The sequence below is a fragment of the Mariniradius sediminis genome, assembly GCF_021491425.1.
GTDB classification, from domain to species: Bacteria; Bacteroidota; Bacteroidia; order Cytophagales; family Cyclobacteriaceae; genus Mariniradius; species Mariniradius saccharolyticus.
In genome coordinates this window covers 58,186-79,811 of sequence record NZ_JAKEVZ010000017.1, presented here as the reverse complement: position 1 = coordinate 79,811, position 21,626 = coordinate 58,186, and the positions used below count along the sequence as shown (strand labels likewise).

The following is a 21,626-nucleotide window of genomic DNA, read 5'->3' as shown; positions in this document are numbered from 1 at the left end:
GCAGTTACGATGCGGTGGGCGATGTCCTGAACTACACCGTTACCGTCACCAACACGGGCAATGTAACCCTGTCGAATGTTGTCGTGGTTGATCCTTTGACAGGATTGAACCAGACCATCGCTTCGCTGGCACCTACGGCTTCGCAAAGCTTCAATACGTCTTACACAATCGTCCAGTCTGACTTGGACAACGGTTCGGTTGCCAACACGGCTTCCGCCACTTCGGGCTCTGTATCCGTTTCCGACCAGGTAACCGTCAACGCGGTACAGTCCCCTGCCTTAAGTATCCAGAAAACAGTCGCAGAGGGCAGTTACGATGCGGTAGGCGATGTCCTGAACTACACCGTTGTCGTTACCAACACGGGCAATACAACACTTTCCAACGTCGTGGTTGTTGATCCGCTGACAGGGTTCAACCAGACCATCGCTTCGCTGGCACCTACGGCTTCGCAAAGCTTCAATACTTCTTACACGGTTGTCCAGTCTGACTTGGACAACGGTTCCGTGGCCAATACAGCTTCGGCTTCAAGCGGTTCGATTAACGTTTCAGACCAAGTGGTTGTGAGCGCAGTCCAATCCCCTGCCCTGTCCATTGACAAGTCGGTGGCTGAAACCAGCTTCAACGCAGTGGGCGACGTGCTCAACTACACCGTCACCGTCACCAATACGGGCAACGTGACTTTGTCGAATGTTGTCGTGGTCGATCCGCTGACAGGTTTGAACCAGACCATTGCTTCGCTCGCTCCAACGGCTTCGCAGAGCTTCAATACTTCCTACGTTGTGACGCAAGCCGACCTCGACAAAGGAGAGATACTCAACATCGCGACTGCATCCACGCTGAATATAGCCGTCAAGGATGAGGTATTGATAATCGCCAATTCAATGCCAGCCATTGAAGTGACCAAAACCGCAGATTTGACCAGCTTCTCACAAATTGGACAAACGATCACCTATACCATCATTGTCAAAAACGTCGGAAATGTCACGCTTGGAAATGTAATCGTATCGGATCCATTGACAGGCTTTGAAGACATCATCGAGAATTTGGCCCCAGGTCAAAGCGTCACATTCCAAACCAAGTACCAAGTGACTGCAGAAGATTTGGAAAAAGGAAGCATCGTCAACGTGGTCAACGCCTTCAGCAAGTCTCCAAAAGATGACCAAATTGATGGGTCCGATTCCGTGACCGTAGGCAGCACATTCACCCCAATCATCGCAGTCGATGATGACCTGGGCGAATATCCAGTAGACTTCGGCGGAGTTTTGGGTAACATCCTTGGCAATGACTTGTTGAACAACAAGCCGGTAGACTGGAAAGATGTCAACTTCGAATTCACCGATTTGGCGGGAATCGTCGGTCTATTGATCAATGAAAACGGCGAACTCAGTCTCGTTCCAGGCCTTAATCCTCCAGGTGAATATGTGCTCAAGTACGTCCTGAGAGAGGCACTCAATCCTGCGAACCAGGATGAAGCGACAGTTACTTTCAAACTCCTCGTCAATGACGTTGACCTCGCAGTCAGCAAAACCTCCAAAGGCGTGGAAATCTTCGAAGGGGATGAATTCGACTACGAAATCCTCGTCGAAAACGTCGGAGAAACAGATGCATCCAACGTCCTCGTAGTAGATGAGCTTCCTTCACAGGTGACCTACTTGAGCTCGAGCTTCGAGCCAAGCCTACCCAATCTCTCCGCCAAAGTAAGCGTGTCAGGATCCAAAGTCACCTATACCATTGATCAGCTTCCAGCCAAATCCTCGATCCTTATCAGGTTGCGCGTAAGGGCAAATGCGATCGATAGCGACAAGGCACAGTCAATCACCAATGTGGCAAGGGTTTCCTCTGAAGAAGACGACTTGAATCCTTCGGACAACCAAGACACTGACGTGAACCAGATCAATCCGTTCTTTATTCCAAACGTGATCACGCCAAGCGGTAACGGCATGAACGACAAGTTTGAGATCAAGGGCATCAACAAGTTTGTCAGCAACGAGATCGTCATCTTCAACCGAAATGGCGACCATGTATACGAGATGAAAAACTACCAAAATACATGGGCAGCTGAAGGTCTCGTTGCGGGTACTTACTTCTACGTGCTGCGCGCCACCGACCGCCAAGGTAAGGAGCATGAATACAAAGGCTGGATACAGGTCATCAAGTAACATTTCATTCAATTCCACCCTCATATATCAATCAATATGAAAGGACTTATCAAAATAACTCTTCCAATCGTCTTCGCTTGCATGACAGCGGTATCGGCTCAAGCCCAAAACCGCCAATTGAAATATGCGGACAAACAGTTCGTGCTCGAGAATTACGCCCACGCGGGCGAAATGTACGGCGAAGCCTACGCAGCCAAGCCGAAATACCTGACAGCACGTCAGGCGGCACTTTCCTTCCAAAATGTGCAGGACTATGAAAACAGCTTCAAATGGTGGGAAAAAACCATTTCCCATGAGGAGGCAAGCAAGGAGGATTATTCCAATTACCTGTCTGCGGCGATGAAAATCGACCAAGGCAAGTCCATTGAAGACTTGTTGGAGGGAAGCCCCTACAACGAGTTTGATTTTCCGGAGATCAACTTCCCCGTAATCCGGGAACTTCAGAAAAAGGAAGCAAGGGTGAAATTGACCCCGGTTCAAGAGCTGAATTCGGATGGTTCGGATTATGGATTGGTGGAGAGCAAATCCGGTGTGCGCTACTTCACGAGCGATCGTGGTTCAGAGAACCCCTCCCTCAAGCCCTCAATCCGGTTGGATGCGAAAAACAATCTATTTTCCGAGGAAAAAAACGACTTCAATGACCGGCCTTATTTCGGGATATTTCGTGCAGATGATCAGGGAAACATTCAATCCTTCAATTCGGATGTGACGGCAGGCATGCAGTTTTCTGATCCAAGTCTCATGGAATCCAAGGGTTTGGTTTTTTACACCCTTTTCCGCGATATCAAGAAGATCAAGAAAACGCGGGAGTTTGACGTAAATCCTGAGATCTACTTTGGGAAAATCGATGCGTCAGGAAACATCAGTGAAAGCAAACCTTTCCCGCTTAACAAGACAATTTCCCATGGCGTGATGACACCTTTTGTGGATGAGGCATCCAAACGCATTTACTTCGCTTCGGATATGCCTGGCGGAAATGGCGGCTATGATCTGTATTATGTCACCTACGACGATGACTTGAACTTTGGTCAACCTGTAAATCTAGGTTCGGATATCAACACCGCAAAGAATGAAAGCCATCCTTTCAAACTGGCTGATCGGCTGTATTTTTCATCCAAAGGCCATCCTGGCTTGGGAGGAATGGACATTTTCACCGCCATAGAAAACGGCTCGAGTTATTCCCAAATCGAGAACATGGGTATCCCGTTCAACTCTGTTCGTGACGATTTCGCCTTTACGGTGACGGAAAAAGGAAAAAGATACCTTTCCTCAGACAGACAGGGAGGCATGGGAATGGACGACATTTACCTGATCGAGGATTTGAGCAAAAAACTCATTGCCAGGATAATCGACTGCGACGGTAATTTGGTGGCGGCTGATTTCAACAGCCAACTCAAAAACAAAAAGAACAACTCCCCCATCCAAACGCTTCGCATTCCAGGCGGTGCGCTTTCAGCAGACCTTGATATCGAGAGTGATTTTCAACTGGAAATCCACAAAAAAGGTCATTTCTCCATCTTTGATGATCAGATATCAACGATCGGATTTGCGGGCGACACGGTGTATAGGGAATACAAGCTTTTCCCCATCCCCTACCGCACGCCGGTCTATGTTGACATCGTATACTATGACTTGGACAAATCAGCGATCCGGAAAGATGCCGAACCTGTCCTCGACAAGATCGCCAACCTGATGGCAGAATATGACTTCCTCGATTTGGTGGTCAATTCCCATACCGACTCCCGTGCGTCCAATGCATACAACGAAGCGCTCAGCAACCGCCGGGCGGACGCCGTCAGGGACTATCTTTCCAACTTTGAAATCCCCGGAAACCGGGTGAAACTGGAATGGTTTGGGGAAGAAAAAAGAGTCAACGATTGTGGGGATGGCGTACCATGCCCCGAAACGGAACACCAACTCAACCGCCGCAGCGAATTGGTGTTGGAAGCATTTTCTGACCCGACAAAGGACTATAAGTTGCCAAGTCAATTTATCGGCAGGGATATCTGCGATCCAGCGGACATCTTCACCGTGCTCAATGAGGAAATCAACTCCTTGCCGACCATTTATTTTGATTTTGACAAAGCAGACTTAAGACCGATCCACAAAAAAGAACTCGAGCGGGTAAACCTGATGATGCAACGGATTCCAAGTTTGGATCTCCTTCCCCAAGGGCACACAGACCAGCGAGGTTCAGACGACTACAACATGAAACTTTCCGAGCGCAGAGCAAAAGCTGTGGAAGACTATCTCAGCAAGCGTGGTTTGGAAAAAAGACGTATCGTCTCCGAATGGATTGGGGAATCCAAGCCTATAAATGACTGTGCGAGCGGCGATTGCAGCGAGCAGAAGCACCAAGAAAACCGAAGGACAGAACTGAAGCTTCAGAAGGAGAAGAAATAGAGACAGGAGACAAAAGACTTGAGACTCAAGAAACAAGACAAGGAAAGTGAAAAAGATATGCACTGAGCCTTTGGACAAATATAATTCGATGAAAAAACCAAAATCAATGAAATCACCCAATCCCATTAAAAGCATTTTTTTAGTTTTTGATTGAAGAGTTAAATACCGAAAAGAGTCTCCTTTTGGGGGACTTTTTTCCCCCTTTTTTCCACGCACATCGGCCTCCCAACCAGGACAAGTGGAATGCTCTTCACAGATGCTTTGCAAAAAACGACCGAAAGAAACTGCGCCAAGGCGCTACGACACATTTTTTAAACTTTTGATTGAAGAGTTAAATACCGAAAAGAGTCTCCCCTTGGGAGACTTTTTTTTGTTTTGACGGTATCCTTATTGACGACGTGAACCCGACCTTGGAATCCAAAGCATTGCCTTACATCATCATTTTGCAAAAAATGTCCACCCAATCGCAACCAATCAGAACATTGACTATCTGCTGCCAATCTAAGTGAAGGGCTTTGGAAAGTACGGAAAACATTTTTTCATTAAATTCAAAACCAATTCATAGGACCTTGGTGTTAAGACCCTATAATTTTGTCACTATTTTAAACTATAATCCAAACTAACATGAAAAGAAAAGCCACTGCCGTATGGCAAGGAACCGGAAAAGAAGGAAATGGCCACCTGTCCACCCAATCCGGCGTACTTGAAAAAACCCAATATTCCTACCTGTCCAGATTTGAGCAAGGTGTCGGAACAAACCCCGAGGAGTTGATCGCCGCTGCCCATGCGGGATGCTTTGCCATGAAGCTGAGTTTTGTGTTGACGGGCGCTGGTTTCGCTCCGGAAGAATTGCATGTGGATGGCGTGGTCACCTTGGCAGACGGAAAAATCCAGGAATCCAAATTGATCTTAAAAGCAAAAGTTGCGGGAATCGACGCGGAAAAGTTCGCTGAATGTGTAAAAGATGCCGAGCTGAACTGCCCAATTTCCAAATCTTTGGATACGAATATTGTCGTGGTGTTCAGCCTCAATTAAAAACAAAGGACATATACTGCCCTCCTCTTCAAGTGTATGGGGAGGGCTATTTTTTTGCCACCATGGGAAATGAAACCAACTTGGCGATCACTACTGCGGGGTATAGAATACCTAAGGCCGACAAAAATACAGAAAGCATTTTGGTCGGCATATTGATCGGAAAAATATCCCCAAAGCCTACCGTGGTGATGCAAACCAAGCTGTAGTACATGTAGTGGACGTAATCTTTTTCATTTCCGCCAAACTCAACAGAGCCACCAATCGACTGACCGTGGGTGAGTTGGATGATTTCAAAACCCATCGCCCCAACCAATGCCACCAATAAATAGACGTTTACAGCACCGACAATGCGGTACAGATTGACCTGATCATCCCGAAATAATAAACGAAAGTTTATGATGACAAATACCAGGAGATTACCGAGGATTACGATCCGTTCCAAGAGGTAGAACTCGTAGGGATTATTGCCAAAACGGATCAATTTCAACACAATATGGATAGACAAGAGTGAGATCGAAAAAACCAAAAAAACTCTCTCCCTAGATGAAAACACACCTACGAAGAAGAGTAGTACAAACATCATATTGAGAAACACGGTACTTTCCTGTTCGTTGTCGATCATGACGGGCAATAGAAAAACCGTTGCAAACAGCATCAGAAACAAGGAAAGAAAGCTTGCATCCGAAATCCAGTAATTCTTCGCTTTTTTGAGAAAATCAGTCATGGGTGATCTAATTTCAAGTTTGAATCATACAGCTCAACGGGAAAATATATTGGCCCGAAAAATCCTGTCGAACTTTTTACCAGCCACAATCAAAAATACGATATTGTAGCAAACGTTGGAGAAAAGCCACTACGAGTATTTTGGCGGTTGATTCGGTGCTGCAATTTGATTAGGGTACTTTTCACAATCAGGCAACTCTTCCGATCGAGAATTCAAAAAACAACGATTCAAATGGGGGTTAAAATTTGATTGCAAACAACCAATTGTTTTGTTAAGAAAGGTTGATCAAAAAAGTATTTGTATCCATTGATCAGCTTCACATCAATTTTAAAGCGATTTCTTGATATTATTAGGCCGTCAAACCAACTGTAGTACTAAAAAAGCCTATGAGTATTTCTTCCGAAAATATATTGTTAATCGGTTCGGTCCTGTTGCTAATCAGTATACTGGTGGGCAAAACATCCTATAAATTTGGGGTGCCGACATTGATTTTCTTTTTGGGAGTAGGGATGTTGGCTGGATCTGATGGTTTGGGGATACAGTTTGACAACTCGGCCGCGGCACAGTTTGTCGGGATCGTTTCCCTCAATTTCATCCTATTTTCAGGAGGCCTTGATACCAACTGGCATTCAATCAAGCCCGTCCTGGCCCAAGGCATCACACTTTCGACCTTGGGTGTTTTGATCACCGCATTTTCCTTGGGGATTTTCTTTTGGTGGATTTCAGACTTTACGATCTATGAGAGTCTGCTTTTGGGATCCATCGTTTCTTCGACGGATGCGGCGGCCGTCTTTTCGGTCTTACGTTCCAAGAGTCTGGCACTCAAGTATAAACTGCGATCTACGCTTGAACTTGAGAGCGGGAGTAACGACCCGATGGCCTATGTACTTACGATTGCATTCCTAGGGTTGGTGGTGAATCCAGAAATGTCCTACGGCAGTTTGGTTTTAGTCTTTTTCAGACAGATGATACTTGGTGGGGTTTTGGGTCTTGGCTTCGGTTGGATCAGCAAGTACTCGATCAACAAAATCAATCTGGACTTTGAAGGGCTATATCCTGTTCTCGTGATTGCCCTGATGTTCATCACCTTTTCCTTCACGGATTTTATGGGAGGCAATGGTTTTTTGGCAGTCTACCTGTGCGCGGTATATCTCGGCAACCAGGAACTCATTCACAAGCGTACGATTCTCAAACTATATGACGGGATTGCTTGGTTGATGCAGATCGTGTTGTTCTTGACCCTTGGCCTGCTTGTCAATCCGACAGATATGATTCCTTATGTGGGCTTAGGATTGGCGGCCTCTCTGTTTCTGATCTTTCTTGCACGGCCGATTGCGGTTTTTATTTCCCTCATTCCCTTCAAGATGAAGGCCCGCAGGCGCTGGTATATCTCTTGGGTTGGTCTACGTGGCGCCGTGCCGATTGTTTTTGCCACCTATCCGCTGATTGCGGGTATCGACAAAGCCCATGCGATCTTCAATCTCGTGTTTTTCATTTCCGTGACCTCGGTGGTATTGCAGGGGACGACCCTGACAAAAATGGCCGACTGGCTTCGGGTCCTCCTCCCTTCCTCCGCCAAACCAAAATCCGTGATAGACTCATTCCTCAATGAGACAGCAAAGACAAAACTGATAGAAGTGCTCGTAGAGCCGACAAATGAAATCGTTGGAAAAAAAATTCTGGACCTTGGGTTTCCAAAAAATGCCAGTATTGCCATGATCAAGCGAAGAGACCAATACTTGACTGCGCAGGGCAACACTGTTATCGAACAAAATGATCAGCTCGTGGTTTTGGCAGAGGATGACGATGCGCTAAAGGATGTTTACGATGCCCTCAAGACAAATCCCGATTCCTTTGAAGAATAGCGTCACGTCGATTTGAATTGGACCAAACCAAAAAATAATTCTGTGAATAACACCAAACTAACGTAGGAACAGAACGAAAACCTCCCCCAGGATTTCTCTTTTTCGGGTTTAAAATTTGGAAATTGTAGCCTTCCCTAACTTATTTTAACAAAAAATAAAAACTATGTATATCGGAATAAAACATCTACACTCTGGCCTTGCCTATCTGGCTTTGGCGGCTTTGGTGATTGTGATCATTTATGCCTTGGTCGGTTCATTGAGCAACAGGGAGTTTACCGAAAAGGACAGAAAATTCGCCCTTATAGCCTTTATCCTTTCCCACGTACAGCTCTTGGTCGGCTTGGTCCTCTATTTCGTAAGTCCTGTGGGCATCAGCCTCCTGTCGGGAGAAGCGATGAAAGATCCTGTCGCTAGATTGACTACTTTGGAACATCCCCTGATCAACATCTTGGCGATTGTGTTTATAACTCTTGGATATACAAGGGCTAAGAAATTTGAGCTCAGTCGTGCCAAATTCAGGTCCATTTACATGATGTATGCGATCGGCTTGGTGCTGATTTTGTCCAGGATTCCTTGGAGCAATTGGTTGGGATGAGTGGATGGCGAATACGGGAATTTGGGAAGATAGGATGCTGGGAAGCCGGGAAGTACCGATACTCGTCCAACTGTTAGAATAGAAGTAGAGATTGAATACCAAAAAAGAGAGACCGGGCTATACCCGGTTTTTTTATTTCAGCTTGGGATTGTTGTGGTGGCGGTCCCTGTCGCGAATATTTTTCTTCTCAAAATTCTTGTGCATAGCCTCTGTCAAATCCACCCCGGTCTGGTTGGCAAGGCAAATCAAGACCCAAAGCACGTCGGCCATTTCATCCGCCAAGTCCCGATTTTTATCCGATTCCTTGAATGATTGTTCGCCATATTTTCGCGCCATGATACGCGCGAGTTCCCCGACTTCCTCCATCAGGATGACCGTATTGGTGAGTTCGTTGAAATAGCGCACGCCGACGGTTTTGATCCATTGGTCGACCAATTGCTGTGCTTCGGAAAGGGTGATATCGGACATTCGGTTACTGTTTAAAGCTTTTTCCCAAAGGTAAAGGATTGAATCGCCGGATGTTGTGAATTGCTTTCAAAATGTTACTTTCCTAGGGAAATCACAGCCCTCCCCAAGGTAATATGCTGAATCACCACGTTGTGAATTGCTTTCAAAATGTTACTTTCCTAGGGAAATCACAGCAATGCGACTGTCAATGTCACCTACAACGATGTTGTGAATTGCTTTCAAAATGTTACTTTCCTAGGGAAATCACAGCAGCGTTGATGTCACGTGTCGAAGCCAAATGTTGTGAATTGCTTTCAAAATGTTACTTTCCTAGGGAAATCACAGCTGACTGGTAATATTGTCAATGCGATTTCTGGTTGTGAATTGCTTTCAAAATGTTACTTTCCTAGGGAAATCACAGCCAAGTGGACGCCATCCGGCAAGACTCAGTTGTTGTGAATTGCTTTCAAAATGTTACTTTCCTAGGGAAATCACAGCTTGGGTCAGGCGCTTCTTCCCAATCGAACGGTTGTGAATTGCTTTCAAAATGTTACTTTCCTAGGGAAATCACAGCAAAGGCATCGGCCTTCACGACCAGGTTGTTGTTGTGAATTGCTTTCAAAATGTTACTTTCCTAGGGAAATCACAGCTCTTTCATTCTTTGAGCGCAATCCTGACTAGTTGTGAATTGCTTTCAAAATGTTACTTTCCTAGGGAAATCACAGCTGCGCATCAATAGGCCCTAGAGACGATGACGTTGTGAATTGCTTTCAAAATGTTACTTTCCTAGGGAAATCACAGCTGGAACCGAGTTTACAAAAAAGCTTAGAGGGTTGTGAATTGCTTTCAAAATGTTACTTTCCTAGGGAAATCACAGCCTTTACGCCAGCCATATCGGCTTGCCAATGTTGTGAATTGCTTTCAAAATGTTACTTTCCTAGGGAAATCACAGCTCAGGCCTACGGATGTACCTGTCTTACTAGGTTGTGAATTGCTTTCAAAATGTTACTTTCCTAGGGAAATCACAGCACATGGAGACCGACGTCTCTGTCTCTGAATGTTGTGAATTGCTTTCAAAATGTTACTTTCCTAGGGAAATCACAGCATTCGACTGGGAAGAGTTCGTGATCAACAGTTGTGAATTGCTTTCAAAATGTTACTTTCCTAGGGAAATCACAGCAAAGGGAGTCATTATCCATGCTAGTGGTACGTTGTGAATTGCTTTCAAAATGTTACTTTCCTAGGGAAATCACAGCAAACAGCCGCAGCACCGACTGCGCAGCCAGTTGTGAATTGCTTTCAAAATGTTACTTTCCTAGGGAAATCACAGCACATTTCAATAGGCAAAGTCAAAATACCTGGTTGTGAATTGCTTTCAAAATGTTACTTTCCTAGGGAAATCACAGCCTTGCTTGATAGTGGTATTCATAACCTCAAGTTGTGAATTGCTTTCAAAATGTTACTTTCCTAGGGAAATCACAGCTCGGATTGTATGTTGGTATTGCCTACGCTAGTTGTGAATTGCTTTCAAAATGTTACTTTCCTAGGGAAATCACAGCACCCGGTTCAAGCTGGAATGCGTGAATCTGGTTGTGAATTGCTTTCAAAATGTTACTTTCCTAGGGAAATCACAGCTTTGATAGTGTCGCCAGTCAAGTCGGGAGCGTTGTGAATTGCTTTCAAAATGTTACTTTCCTAGGGAAATCACAGCAATATTGTCCTGCGTTTTCCTTTCCATTTTGTTGTGAATTGCTTTCAAAATGTTACTTTCCTAGGGAAATCACAGCCGTATCTGCAAATATTTCCACTACATAGAGGTTGTGAATTGCTTTCAAAATGTTACTTTCCTAGGGAAATCACAGCGTAGATAGCGGTTAGGATTGTGTCATTAATGTTGTGAATTGCTTTCAAAATGTTACTTTCCTAGGGAAATCACAGCAAGTGCCACATTCGTAGTTAAGCAAATCAAGTTGTGAATTGCTTTCAAAATGTTACTTTCCTAGGGAAATCACAGCTGTTGGGAAACATCAATGCTGAAACAATTTGTTGTGAATTGCTTTCAAAATGTTACTTTCCTAGGGAAATCACAGCATTTGACAGGGTTTTGTCAATAATTAATCAGTTGTGAATTGCTTTCAAAATGTTACTTTCCTAGGGAAATCACAGCATACCCCACGCTAAGTGGCTGGTATGCTGTTTTTTATGTACCAAAATAGAAATAAAAAATAAAGCCTGTTTTTCAGGAATTTGCAAAAGACTTGGCCGGTTTTGGAAACCTGGCAGGTCCGCCGGTCAACTTTTCCAAAGTTTGGAACTTTGGAAAAGTTCAATCTCCTAAAACAACTCCAACTGCTGCGAAGGCGCCTCAGGCTCGACCGCTTTGGTCCCATAAAAAATTTCCATCATTCCAAATTGCTTGTCTGTGATCGACATGATACCCACTTTTCCTTTCTGGGGAAGATTTTTCTTTACCCGCCGGATATGCACATCGGCATTTTCCCTACTGGCACAAAAGCGCATGTAGATCGAAAACTGGAACATCGCAAACCCGTCATCCAATAGTTTCTTTCGAAAGGTACTGGCAATTTTCCTTTCCCTCTTGGTTTCTGTCGGCAGATCAAAAAACACTAATACCCACAAAGTACGATATTGGTTAAGTCTTAAAAAATATTTATCCTCCATATTCCGGATATATGATTTTGCGACTGATTCCCGCAAAACATTCAAACAAGCTGCTCGTCGTGCGACTTGCAGCCACCATCAGCGGGCTTTTTTGTCCATCGATTCGTACATCCAAAGCCGGAATCGAAAGCAGTTCCTTCTTCAGGGCCGTTGTCAACTGCGTATAATCATCCTCCGTCTCCACGATATGGGCCACGACCAAGTCCACATAAGGCCGAAAGGGCTCCATGATATCATCTGCCAGACAATAGGCATTGTACTTATTTCGATGCCAAATACCCACATTTGGCAACATGCCCGAGGACACCAACGCCCTAGCGACCACTGCGCGTAAAATCGCATAGCCGTAGTTAAGCAGGTTGTTGGGAGGAATGCCGGCTTGTTCCCTATTAAAATCATCTATCCCAAAAAGGTGCTGCCAATAATAGGCCGCTGCCTGTGCCTCGTGATTGCCCGTGTCACCAGAACTCACGTTTTTTGCCAAATGCAGTAGCTTTTGGTTTGGGATTCCTTTTTCCTCAAAAAGCCCCGCTTGGTTTCTAATTTTGGCTTCGACCGTTTGTTGCCAAAGATTTTTCTTGAGGGGAAGACTGGCTTCCAATTGGTAGCGGATACGTTCGGTTTGCTCGGTATGGCCATGCATCGGAAGCAAAATCCCATCCGGCAGGTGCTGCGCGTTACATGTTACCACGGCGACTTTGAGATCAGTCAATTTGGCCAACAGCCCGTTGGTGATGGTAATCTGCTGATTTTCGAGCACGATCATGCCCACATCTTCGATGGGCACTGTCCGATCGGGTTGTTCGTCGGGGAAGCTCACCAGAAGTTGTTCATTCTTGGTGCTGAGGTAGGCAGGATTGCCAAAAAAAAGCGTTCGTTTGATCATGGCTTATGTTTTAAAAAGAAACTTTTCCAAAGTTTCAGAACTTTGGAAAAGTTTACCTCTCCGACTATTCAAGTTGCTTGTTTATCAACCATTCTTTTTTCATTTCCATCACATGCTTGACATGGTCCCAACCGTCAAAGAAATTTAGATAGCAGGCTCGGTTGACGTTTGAAGGCTTGCCGATTTGCTGATATGCATGCCAACTGGACCATTTCCAGTCGCACTGGTTTTCCACAAAACCATGCTTGACTGGATTCAAATGGATGTAGAGAAATGCTTCCTGCCATTGGCGCTCGTCACGAATGGGGATTCTTTTGAAGTTTTTTATAAATAAACTCCCCCTTCGGTCATAAACTTTGTTGAATGATTGGGTGTAGGAGCTGAAGAAGTTCGAAAACTGCTTTGAGACCAACTTTTCCAAAGTTTCGAACTTTGGAAAAGTTAACGCTAAGGATGTCCGATCTTTCACTCCGACCAGCAGGTGGAAGTGATTCGGCATCAGGCAATAGGCGTAGGTATCCACCACCCCATCCAAATATTTTGCGTATTGCTGCAAAAAGAACCGGTAATTCTCCTCCTCCCGGAAAACATTCTCCGACCCGTTGGCGTGATTGTAGATATGGTAAGATTGGCTTGGTTCCATGATTAATATTCTCCAACTTCAACAATTTCACCGAGATGATTTATTCGGACTTTTTGAAGTTTGCTTAATCGACTAGTTGACCTCAATCTGTGGAAAACAACTCCTTCCAATTCACTTAAATCCTTCAACTGAGTCTCAAGATGGTGTCTAAACACGTAATCCTTTGAACCAATTTTTTGAACCCGAAAAAGGTTTGGACCGACCAAATGAAAATTTTTATCATCCTTTAAGTCTAATTCCTGAGGGTCAAACCCAGTTTCGGAGTTTGGGAAAACAAAATATTCGTTTTGTTTAATAGAAAATAAAAACTCCCATCCATCCGCTCTTTTAAACGATTTATCAATTACTGGAATACCAGCGTTGACTCTGGCTAATGCCTCAAAGAATGAAACCACATTTTCCTGAAGGTTACCTTCAGAATCTCTATAAATGGCTACATGATGATTGTTGCTAGTACTGACAAAATCGACTGGTTGTGTTTTTCCTTCTTTATCCAAAATCAAGTTTCCAAACTTGTCTTTTTTATCGTGTAGAGCAACGGCATTACTTATCCCTGTAATTGTTACATTTTTGATTGAAATCCCCTTTTCTTTATTCAACCAAATTGGATTTTCATCCAAGTTGACAAAAGCTTTTTTCGGATCCCCGCCAAAGTCTTGAAGACGTTTTTCAAGAATCTTCTTCACTTTTTCATCAATGATTTTATCCAATTTAAGGTTTGGATCGATTGGTTTGCGGACGGTGTAAACTGTTTCTTCCTCAACTAATTTAACCTTCTCAGGTACTTTCCGGGTCTGGAGTTTATCGAGGTAAATTGGATTTTTCTCTAAACTATTCTTACCAGTAAACGCTTTTTTGGGATCATTCCCAAATTCTAAAAGCCTCTTCAATAAAGCCTCTCGATAAACTTTTTTAGAAATTTTGGCGATCGTTTCTTCATTAAAACTACCTCCAACTTTAGAGATAGTGGTTTTGTATCTTTTGATGCTGCCATAGATAGATTCATTATGCAGTTGCCCTCGAGGAGTCAAGGTATTCTGAATTTTTTGACTTCCTTTGATTTTGTTTTTTTGAGGAGTCACCACCTTATTCTTTGCCTTAAATGACACAAGAGTTTCCTCCAAGTGCCACTTGGCCTCCGCTCTAAAATCATCTAAAGGAATCGGTGGCTTAAACTTCAACTTATTGCTATCGTCCCTATAAAGCTCCTTGTTTTCAATAGCCTTAATAACTGGTGACATTTTTTTACCGTCGTCCCTTCTGGCATTTAGGTTGTTGAGGTACTGCACATGGTTGTATTTGGTAAATGCAACTGTCAATGCATCCATGGCATGGTGCCGATGGTCATTTCGCTTGGTCCAATCTTTAATTCGAGGTAGATTTTTACCCTCTCTATTGGCCTCGTAATAGGTTAGCCCGAGTTTCTTATATTTTTCCCAATTCAACTCCTGCATCACATTGATGAGCTGCCAATCTTCTCTTAATCGATCAGTAACACTTCCCGTTGTGGTATTTACAGTTCGACAAACTTCCTCCAAAAGTTCCTTTGCTTTTTTAGCGATGTATTGTGAGTTCCGCAAATCCCGATCAACAAAACCATCAGGAATCTCTGTACCCTTCATCAAAAGCTTTTTGTATTTGCCTTTTGAAATTCCTTCACTCCCTCGTTTATACAGTTCCTCAACTCGGATTTCATATTCTCTTAAACCTTGTTCTCCAAATTTTTCAGATACATAGTCAAAAGCTGTTTTCTCTCCTTTTTCAATATTCGCACTTCTTAATTCTAGCGTTTTATTCGAAAATGAGTCATCAAACAATCGAGATTGAGGGATAATATGCTCTATATCAAACTCCTTACTAAATAGCTTCTCAGGAGCAATGTAGGTATTGGTATAAAGTGTCTTAAAAGCTCTAGGCTCTAGCTCTTTCCAAAGTTTATATCGAATGATATCGGTACGACTGACATATGTTAAGCCAAATTCGTTTTTCAAAATCCTGCGGATATTCTCATGTTCTATGGAGGCAGAATTCATAGTTTTAGTTAGGTCTTCCCTTTCCTTTGCACTCTTCTTCAACTCCCTAGCCAATTCCAACCTTATTTCATCTGGTTTACCATACTCATCAATAATGGCATTTAGAACATTGATGGTTTGATTTAGGATTTTCTCTACAACAGGATTTCGCAAACTGTTTTTAGGAAGAATTTCCAACTTTTCTTTGAGCGTTTTATTTGCTCTTTCTTGCTCGTTTTCAGAGTGCGAATGGCTTTTATAACCTGCTAGTAATGCCGCATCACTATAAGATAAACCGTCATTTAAATGAGGCAAAATTTTACTGATTGCCTTTGAGCTTAAACTTCCATAATCATCCTCAAAAGTCACAGCAGATAGAATTCTCGCGTAATCTTCTTCGAAACCAAATTTGGATTTCAACTTTTTGATAAGACTTTCATTTCCGGTGGCAGAATTATCTCCTTCATAGGAATAGAGCAAATGCCAAAGTTGAAGGTATGGTTGCCTTTCAAATTCATCGCTCTCTAGATTTGAATTGAAACTTAAAATCCCGGTATCAATTCCTAGACCTTCAAAAATTAAAGTCACAATACTCTTTATTTCTTTGCTGGACATTTTTGAAAAGTCAAAATCATCGTGCCCAGATGCAACAATGATTTTTTGATACGCCTCAAAAAGTTTGAACGAAGTTCGATTTCCATCAAGCTTCTCAAAATTCAGATCTAATTCTTTGTGATTCTTAAAAAGCAACTTTAACGCATCAACTTTGCTAAGTTTTTCTTTTACCGTAAGTTCTTCGAACAAGATTTGCTTTTCATCTGGCTCAAGTCTTCTCTTAGCCCGATCTTTTTTACTAATTACCTCAAGATCATTCAAACGTTGCCAAACCCGAAACTCTTGAAACAATGGGGAGGATTTTGGAGAGACTTTTGGACCAATAAGTTTGGACTTTTTCTTTCCATCTACTATTACCTCAGTCTCCCTACCTTCTAATTCGCAAACACTAATTAACCCTTTCTGGGATTTGAGTCTTCGTTGATAGAAAATGACAATATCTTTTAATGTTTCTCTTAGCTCGTCATTAAGTTCTGAATGATACCTACTCTGTGAGTTCCAGATTATGTCAAATTCATTTTCATAATCCTTTCTATAAAAAACTTGGCCCTTTAATCTTTTATGCCTGTCAACTTTGATTTGATCAAAAAGATATTGTCCAACTGTTTGGCTATTAAAATAGAGTTCTTTACTCCGATCACTAATACTTCCCAGATATCCACTGGAGCTATTGACTTGAGCATTTATTTCCTGGAGAACCACAATCAATTGCTCTAAGCTCACTTGTTTTTGAGTGGCCTCAGCTCGCCATTGATAATTTTCCAATTTTCTTTCGAAACCGGATGTATTTCTTTTAGCCCCAACTATTCCGAAAGGTTTTTCGCAAATTGCCCAAACCGCTTTTTGATTTTTTCCAATCAACTGATTCTTTAAACTTTCTGAAAGTATCTCAGGGTAAAAACCACTTTGAACTCTCCATATTTGATCAAATTCTTTTTGAAGATCAGATCGATAAAAATCGGGAAGAAATCTTTTGCCTTGCCTAAAAATTTCCAGAGCAAATTGCCCTGGTGTTATATTCCTTTTATGGAGGTCCATCGCAACTTTCATTCCATCAATTAGCTGGCCCTCATCTTCATTCTTTGCCTTGCGGCTACTCTTATATCCTCTTTTCTTGTTGATGGAAATCAGAACTCTTGCAAATTCATCTTTTTCAATTCTTTCAACTGCTGCTTTTGCCCTCAACTCTAACGTTTGAAAAGTGGAGTTTGCACCTTCTTCTGTAAGAATCGAATCCTTTGTGATCAAGCCACTTTGTTCTAGAACCTTCAAGAGTTCTTTTCTTCTAAGTTTATACCTATGAAGGTTTCTCCTTGCACTTCGTTTTGACGTCCGATCTTGATTTGTGGTAATAGCCTTTCCCTTTTCGAAATTCCCCTGCTCATCTGTTGTCAACGGAATTACTCTAACTCCAAGCTTTATTATTGAAGACCGCTCGCTTTCATTTTCTGCTTCATTTACTAAAGCCCATCCTATCGATGTACTACCCAAATCCAATCCCAAAATCTTTTTCATTCGCTACTTTCTTTAAAAATATTTCCCTAAGTTTGAAACAACATTTTGAAGCAATTCACAATAAGGATTATTCCGTTGTGAAAACATCTAAGAGGGCCCCAATTGATAACTTCGATTGGGGTCGTCTTTTTTCAAAGTTGAATTCTATAAAACTAAGCAACATGATTCTCAAAAAAAATACCCTGTTTACGGTATTTTTCGCATTTGGCGGGCATTCTGCTGTTTTTTTCCGTACTTGAATACCAAATTGAAACGGCATGCGCTCCCCCATTTTCCCACTCTTGATTCTGATACTTTTGGTCGGAAATCACCCTGCCTTCCCCCAAGCAAAACAGCCGATAGGCCTGATTGAAACACCGCTCGGCAACATCTATATCCAGCTTTCTGATGAAACGCCAAAACATAAGGCAAGCTTCATCCAACTTGCCGAGGCAGGCTATTGGGATTCGCTGACCTTCAACCGCGTTATCCCCAATTTTGTGGCGCAAGGTGGTTGCCCGGATACGGAAGAGGGCTTCAATGATCCAGAATATTTGCTTGAACCGGAATTTCACCCCAATCTCAAGCATCGGTACGGCGCTGTGGGTGCCGGTAGAGATAACAACCCCGGCAAGGTGTCGGCCCGCTGCCAATTTTATATCGTGCAAAACAAAAACGGAATCCCAAGGCTTGATGGGGATTACACGATTTTTGGACATGTCATCAAAGGCATGGATATCGTGGACCGTATTGTTGCCGTGGACCGGGATGCCAAGGATGAACCGATTTCGCCCGTGACTCTGAAGGTCAAAATCCTCCACCTGAGTGCCGATGAGTTGAAAGCCATTATTGGATCTATCTAAAGGCAAGTCTTCAAGATGAATCAGCACCGAAAGAAACTCTGGTTGAAATCCGCCAAAATCCTTGGAATCGGACTGGGCGGCTTGTTGCTGCTGATGGCTATTTTCCCCATATTTTTTAAGCAAAAAGCCAAAAGCCAAGTCGAAGAATTGCTCAATGAGCAACTGGTTTCAGAGATAAGTTTTGGAGATTTGAGCCTGACTTTCTTCAGGCATTTTCCCACGCTGACGGTTTCGCTGGACGATGTGTGGCTGCAATCTGCCCCGGGATTTGAGCAGGACACCTTACTCTTTGCCAAAGACCTTTCTTTTGGGGTAAACCTGATGTCGCTTTTCCAAAACCAAATCAGCATCAAAAGTGTACGATTGGTGGATGCCCAAATCAATATCCTACGGGACACCAAAGGCCATGCGAACTTTGATGTCTTTCGCTCGACACCTGCCGATACGGTTGAGTCTGAAAGCGGGGCTGGACCCAACATTCAAATCCAAAACATCCGGCTGCAATCCTGCAGGTTGGTATATGAGGACACGGATCTTGGACTTTCTGTGCTTGCTGACGGCTTGGACTACTCGGGAAGCGGCAATCTGCAAGCCTCCATTTTTGACCTTTCGAGTGAGATCGGCATCAGGGATTTTGGATTGGAATATGACGACGTAAGGTACTTTTCGAGAAATCAGGTCAAAGCCAACCTATTGACCAAAATCAATACCGAATCTACGGCCATTACTTTTGAGCGCAACCAATTGGTGATCAACGATCTACCTGTGGATTTTGTAGGAAAACTGGAATTCATCACTGGTGGCTACGATATTAATTTTGTATTGGAATCAGTGGATGTGGACTTCAAGGACATGCTGTCACTCGTGCCGGAAGCGTACTCAGCTTGGCTGTCGAATTTGAAGATCCAGGGCAGGGGCGAACTGAGGGCTTCCCTGCAGGGGCTTTACATGGCCGAAGACAACCAAATGCCGAGCATCCTTGCGAGCATGCTAATCAACCGGGGAAAAATCAGCCATTCCAGGGCGGCAGTGCCCTTGGAAGAACTTCACGTGGAGATGGATTTGACAATCCCCAGTTTGAATATGATGAAAACGGAAGTTTCCTTGGACAGTATCCATTTCAAGCTTGGGGATGGATTCCTCAATGGCCATTACCATGTCAAAGGACTGGATCCTTCCGAAATGTCCGGTCAACTCAATGCCAAGGTGGATTTGGAACTTTTGGATCAGGCCTTGGACATCCAGCCCTATGACCTGAAAGGACTGATGACTTGGAATGTCAACGTGGACGGCGTTTATGCGACCAAGCCGGTAGAGGGCTCTTTTCGCAAACCAAAATACAAGACTTCCAGTGTCCCAAAGTTCACCATTGAATCAAGTCTCAATTCAGGCTTCCTGCATTGGATATCCATGCCCGAGGCCCTTCATGATATTTCCTATCAATTAAAGCTTCAAAGTCCCGACAGCATTCCTGACCATATGGTGGGAAGTATCGAGAATCTTCGGTTCAGGATGCTCGACAATTTTGCCGAAGGCTACCTGAAAGTAAATTCGATCATCAACCCACAGATCGACGCGAAATTGGATGCAAGTGTCAACCTCAGCGAAATAGTGCGCTTCTATCCCTTGGACAGTGGTTTTGTGCTTGGCGGCCAATTGGATGTGGGATTGACAGCCAAAGGTGCCTATGATGAAGCCAATATGACTTTCCCCGTAGCAAGGGCGAATTTCAAACTTAACGATGGATTGCTTAGGACTCCCTATGCGCCAGAGGCGATCGAGGATGCGTCCTTGTCCCTGGACATCCTCAGTGAAAAAGGCACCTTCGAAGATGCGACTTTTGATCTCCACCCTGTCTCATTCAGCTTTGCGGGAAGTCCGTTTACACTGACGGCCAATCTTTCCAACTTGGAAGATATACGGTATGAGGTGGTTTCCAAGGGGAGGATCGATTTGGGGAAACTCTACCGAACCTTTGGGGTCGAAGGATATGATCTGTCGGGGTATATCCTCACAGATCTGGAGATGAAAGGCCAGCAATCCGATGCCATGGCAGGCCGATTTGGGCGGCTGGACAACAAAGGCACGGTGGTAATGGAAAATATCCAATTGAGACCCGATTGGGTACCCCATCCGGTCCAAGTGGTGACGGGTAGACTCCGGGTGGACGCAGATCGGCTTTACCTGGAGGATTTTGAGGCGAAATACCTCGAAAACTCGCTCCAAGCATCGGGCTACCTGTATGGACTGATAGCCTACGCAACGGAATCGGACCGCCCACTTTCTGGAAAACTGGACATCAAAAGCCCGAGAATATTGGTCAACGACTTTATGTTTTTTGCCGAATACGGCAGTGATTCCACCAACGCGACTGACAGTATTTCGCAGGCTGCGGGCGTGGTGATGATACCTTCCGGGGTGGATTTTCAAATGAATGCCGCCGTTGGGGAAGTCGTTTGGGACGATCTCAAATTGGAAAAATTCAAGGGGAACCTATCGGTGAAGGATACGAAACTCGTCATGGACAACACAACCTTTGAGCTCATTGGCGCGCAATTCCTGATGGATGGTGATTATCAAGCCTTTTCGCCGTGGGAGGCAGGCTTTTCCTACCGGATCAAGGCCAGTGGATTTGATATACAGCGGGCCTACCAAGAAATCAGTCTTTTCAGGGAAATGGCATCCGCGGCAGCCTATGCCTCGGGAAAGGCATCTCTAGACTACAAACTATCCGGGAAACTTGACGCCAACATGTATCCTGTCATGCCATCGATCCAAGGGGAAGGTGTACTTGGCTTGGACGATATCCGCCTGAAGGGATTTAAGCTCATGAACACCATCGCCAAGGATACCGACAATGCCGAACTTCGGGACCCCAGCCTTTCCAACGTCCAGATCAAGACTAAAATCGCCAACAACCTCATGACCATCGAGCGTACAAGGATGCGCATTGCCGGATTCAGGCCAAGGTTTGAAGGACAGGTCAGTCTCGATGGAGACATGAGCATCGCCTTTAGGTTGGGGCTTCCACCTTTGGGCATCTTTGGAATTCCGATCAAAATCACCGGCAACGCCGAGAATCCCATCATCGAGGTTGGAAAAATCACGGAGGAGGATCAATTGGAAGAAACCGCTGGACCTACCGGCGAAAACCAATAATCAAAATGCCCAGATAATTTTCGCGGAGGAGTTGGATTGAGGCG

The 21,626-nt window shown here is 44.0% G+C and carries 13 protein-coding genes and 1 CRISPR repeat array; of the genes, 7 read left to right on the top strand and 6 right to left on the bottom strand.

Going from position 1 to position 21,626, the window contains the following annotated elements; genetic code table 11:
• The 3 genes from L0U89_RS17965 to L0U89_RS17955 all read left to right on the top strand — a co-directional run.
• On the top strand, positions 1-2,159 hold a 2,159-nt coding region (locus L0U89_RS17965), incomplete at its 5' end, for a CLIPPER-2 domain-containing protein (protein WP_234862781.1).
• 81 nt (positions 2,160-2,240) lie between these two features.
• Positions 2,241-4,562, top strand: coding sequence for an OmpA family protein (locus tag L0U89_RS17960; RefSeq protein WP_234862780.1), 2,322 nt, complete (start codon positions 2,241-2,243; stop codon positions 4,560-4,562).
• A 624-nt stretch (positions 4,563-5,186) separates the two neighbouring features.
• On the top strand, positions 5,187-5,597 hold the full coding sequence (locus L0U89_RS17955; protein ID WP_234862779.1) for an OsmC family peroxiredoxin: 411 nt from the start codon (positions 5,187-5,189) through the stop codon (positions 5,595-5,597).
• A 46-nt stretch (positions 5,598-5,643) separates the two neighbouring features.
• On the opposite strand, the gene L0U89_RS17950 is transcribed toward L0U89_RS17955, so the two are convergent.
• Complete coding sequence (locus L0U89_RS17950; RefSeq protein ID WP_234862778.1) at positions 5,644-6,321, bottom strand: potassium channel family protein; 678 nt, start codon at positions 6,319-6,321, stop codon at positions 5,644-5,646.
• A gap of 386 nt (positions 6,322-6,707) precedes the next feature.
• Here L0U89_RS17950 and L0U89_RS17945 point away from each other — a divergent pair, with 386 nt between their 5' ends.
• On the top strand, positions 6,708-8,186 hold the full coding sequence (locus L0U89_RS17945) for a potassium/proton antiporter (protein WP_234862777.1): 1,479 nt from the start codon (positions 6,708-6,710) through the stop codon (positions 8,184-8,186).
• Positions 8,187-8,349: 163 nt separating this feature from the next.
• On the top strand, positions 8,350-8,781 hold the full coding sequence (locus tag L0U89_RS17940; protein WP_234862776.1) for a hypothetical protein: 432 nt from the start codon (positions 8,350-8,352) through the stop codon (positions 8,779-8,781).
• A gap of 132 nt (positions 8,782-8,913) precedes the next feature.
• Here L0U89_RS17940 and L0U89_RS17935 read toward each other — a convergent pair whose 3' ends face one another.
• The 5 genes from L0U89_RS17935 to cas9 form a co-directional block, all read right to left on the bottom strand.
• Entirely contained in the window at positions 8,914-9,249 is a 336-nt protein-coding gene (locus L0U89_RS17935) for a nucleotide pyrophosphohydrolase (RefSeq protein ID WP_234862775.1), read from the bottom strand.
• Positions 9,250-9,301: 52 nt separating this feature from the next.
• A CRISPR array of direct repeats spans positions 9,302-11,395; the repeat unit is 46 nt; unit sequence GTTGTGAATTGCTTTCAAAATGTTACTTTCCTAGGGAAATCACAGC.
• Between the two features lie 167 nt (positions 11,396-11,562).
• Positions 11,563-11,910, bottom strand: a complete 348-nt coding sequence (gene cas2 / locus L0U89_RS17930; protein WP_234862774.1) for a CRISPR-associated endonuclease Cas2 — start codon at positions 11,908-11,910, stop codon at positions 11,563-11,565.
• A complete protein-coding gene (gene cas1 / locus L0U89_RS17925) occupies positions 11,900-12,796 on the bottom strand; it encodes a type II CRISPR-associated endonuclease Cas1 (protein WP_234862773.1) in 897 nt (298 codons plus the stop codon). The genes cas2 and cas1 overlap by 11 nt, the downstream gene beginning before the upstream one ends.
• Before the next feature lie 64 nt (positions 12,797-12,860).
• A complete protein-coding gene (locus tag L0U89_RS17920) occupies positions 12,861-13,439 on the bottom strand; it encodes a transposase (RefSeq protein WP_234862772.1) in 579 nt (192 codons plus the stop codon).
• Positions 13,440-13,441: 2 nt separating this feature from the next.
• Positions 13,442-17,581, bottom strand: coding sequence for a type II CRISPR RNA-guided endonuclease Cas9 (cas9, locus tag L0U89_RS17915; RefSeq protein ID WP_234862771.1), 4,140 nt, complete (start codon positions 17,579-17,581; stop codon positions 13,442-13,444).
• 257 nt (positions 17,582-17,838) lie between these two features.
• On the opposite strand from cas9, the gene L0U89_RS17910 reads away from it, so the two are divergent.
• Both L0U89_RS17910 and L0U89_RS17905 read left to right on the top strand, forming a co-directional pair.
• Positions 17,839-18,423 carry a peptidylprolyl isomerase gene (locus L0U89_RS17910; RefSeq protein WP_234862770.1) on the top strand — a complete coding sequence of 195 codons (585 nt, stop codon included), beginning with the start codon at positions 17,839-17,841 and terminating at the stop codon, positions 18,421-18,423.
• 15 nt (positions 18,424-18,438) lie between these two features.
• Positions 18,439-21,582 carry an AsmA family protein gene (locus L0U89_RS17905; protein ID WP_234862769.1) on the top strand — a complete coding sequence of 1,048 codons (3,144 nt, stop codon included), beginning with the start codon at positions 18,439-18,441 and terminating at the stop codon, positions 21,580-21,582.
• Positions 21,583-21,626 lie beyond the last annotated feature (44 nt).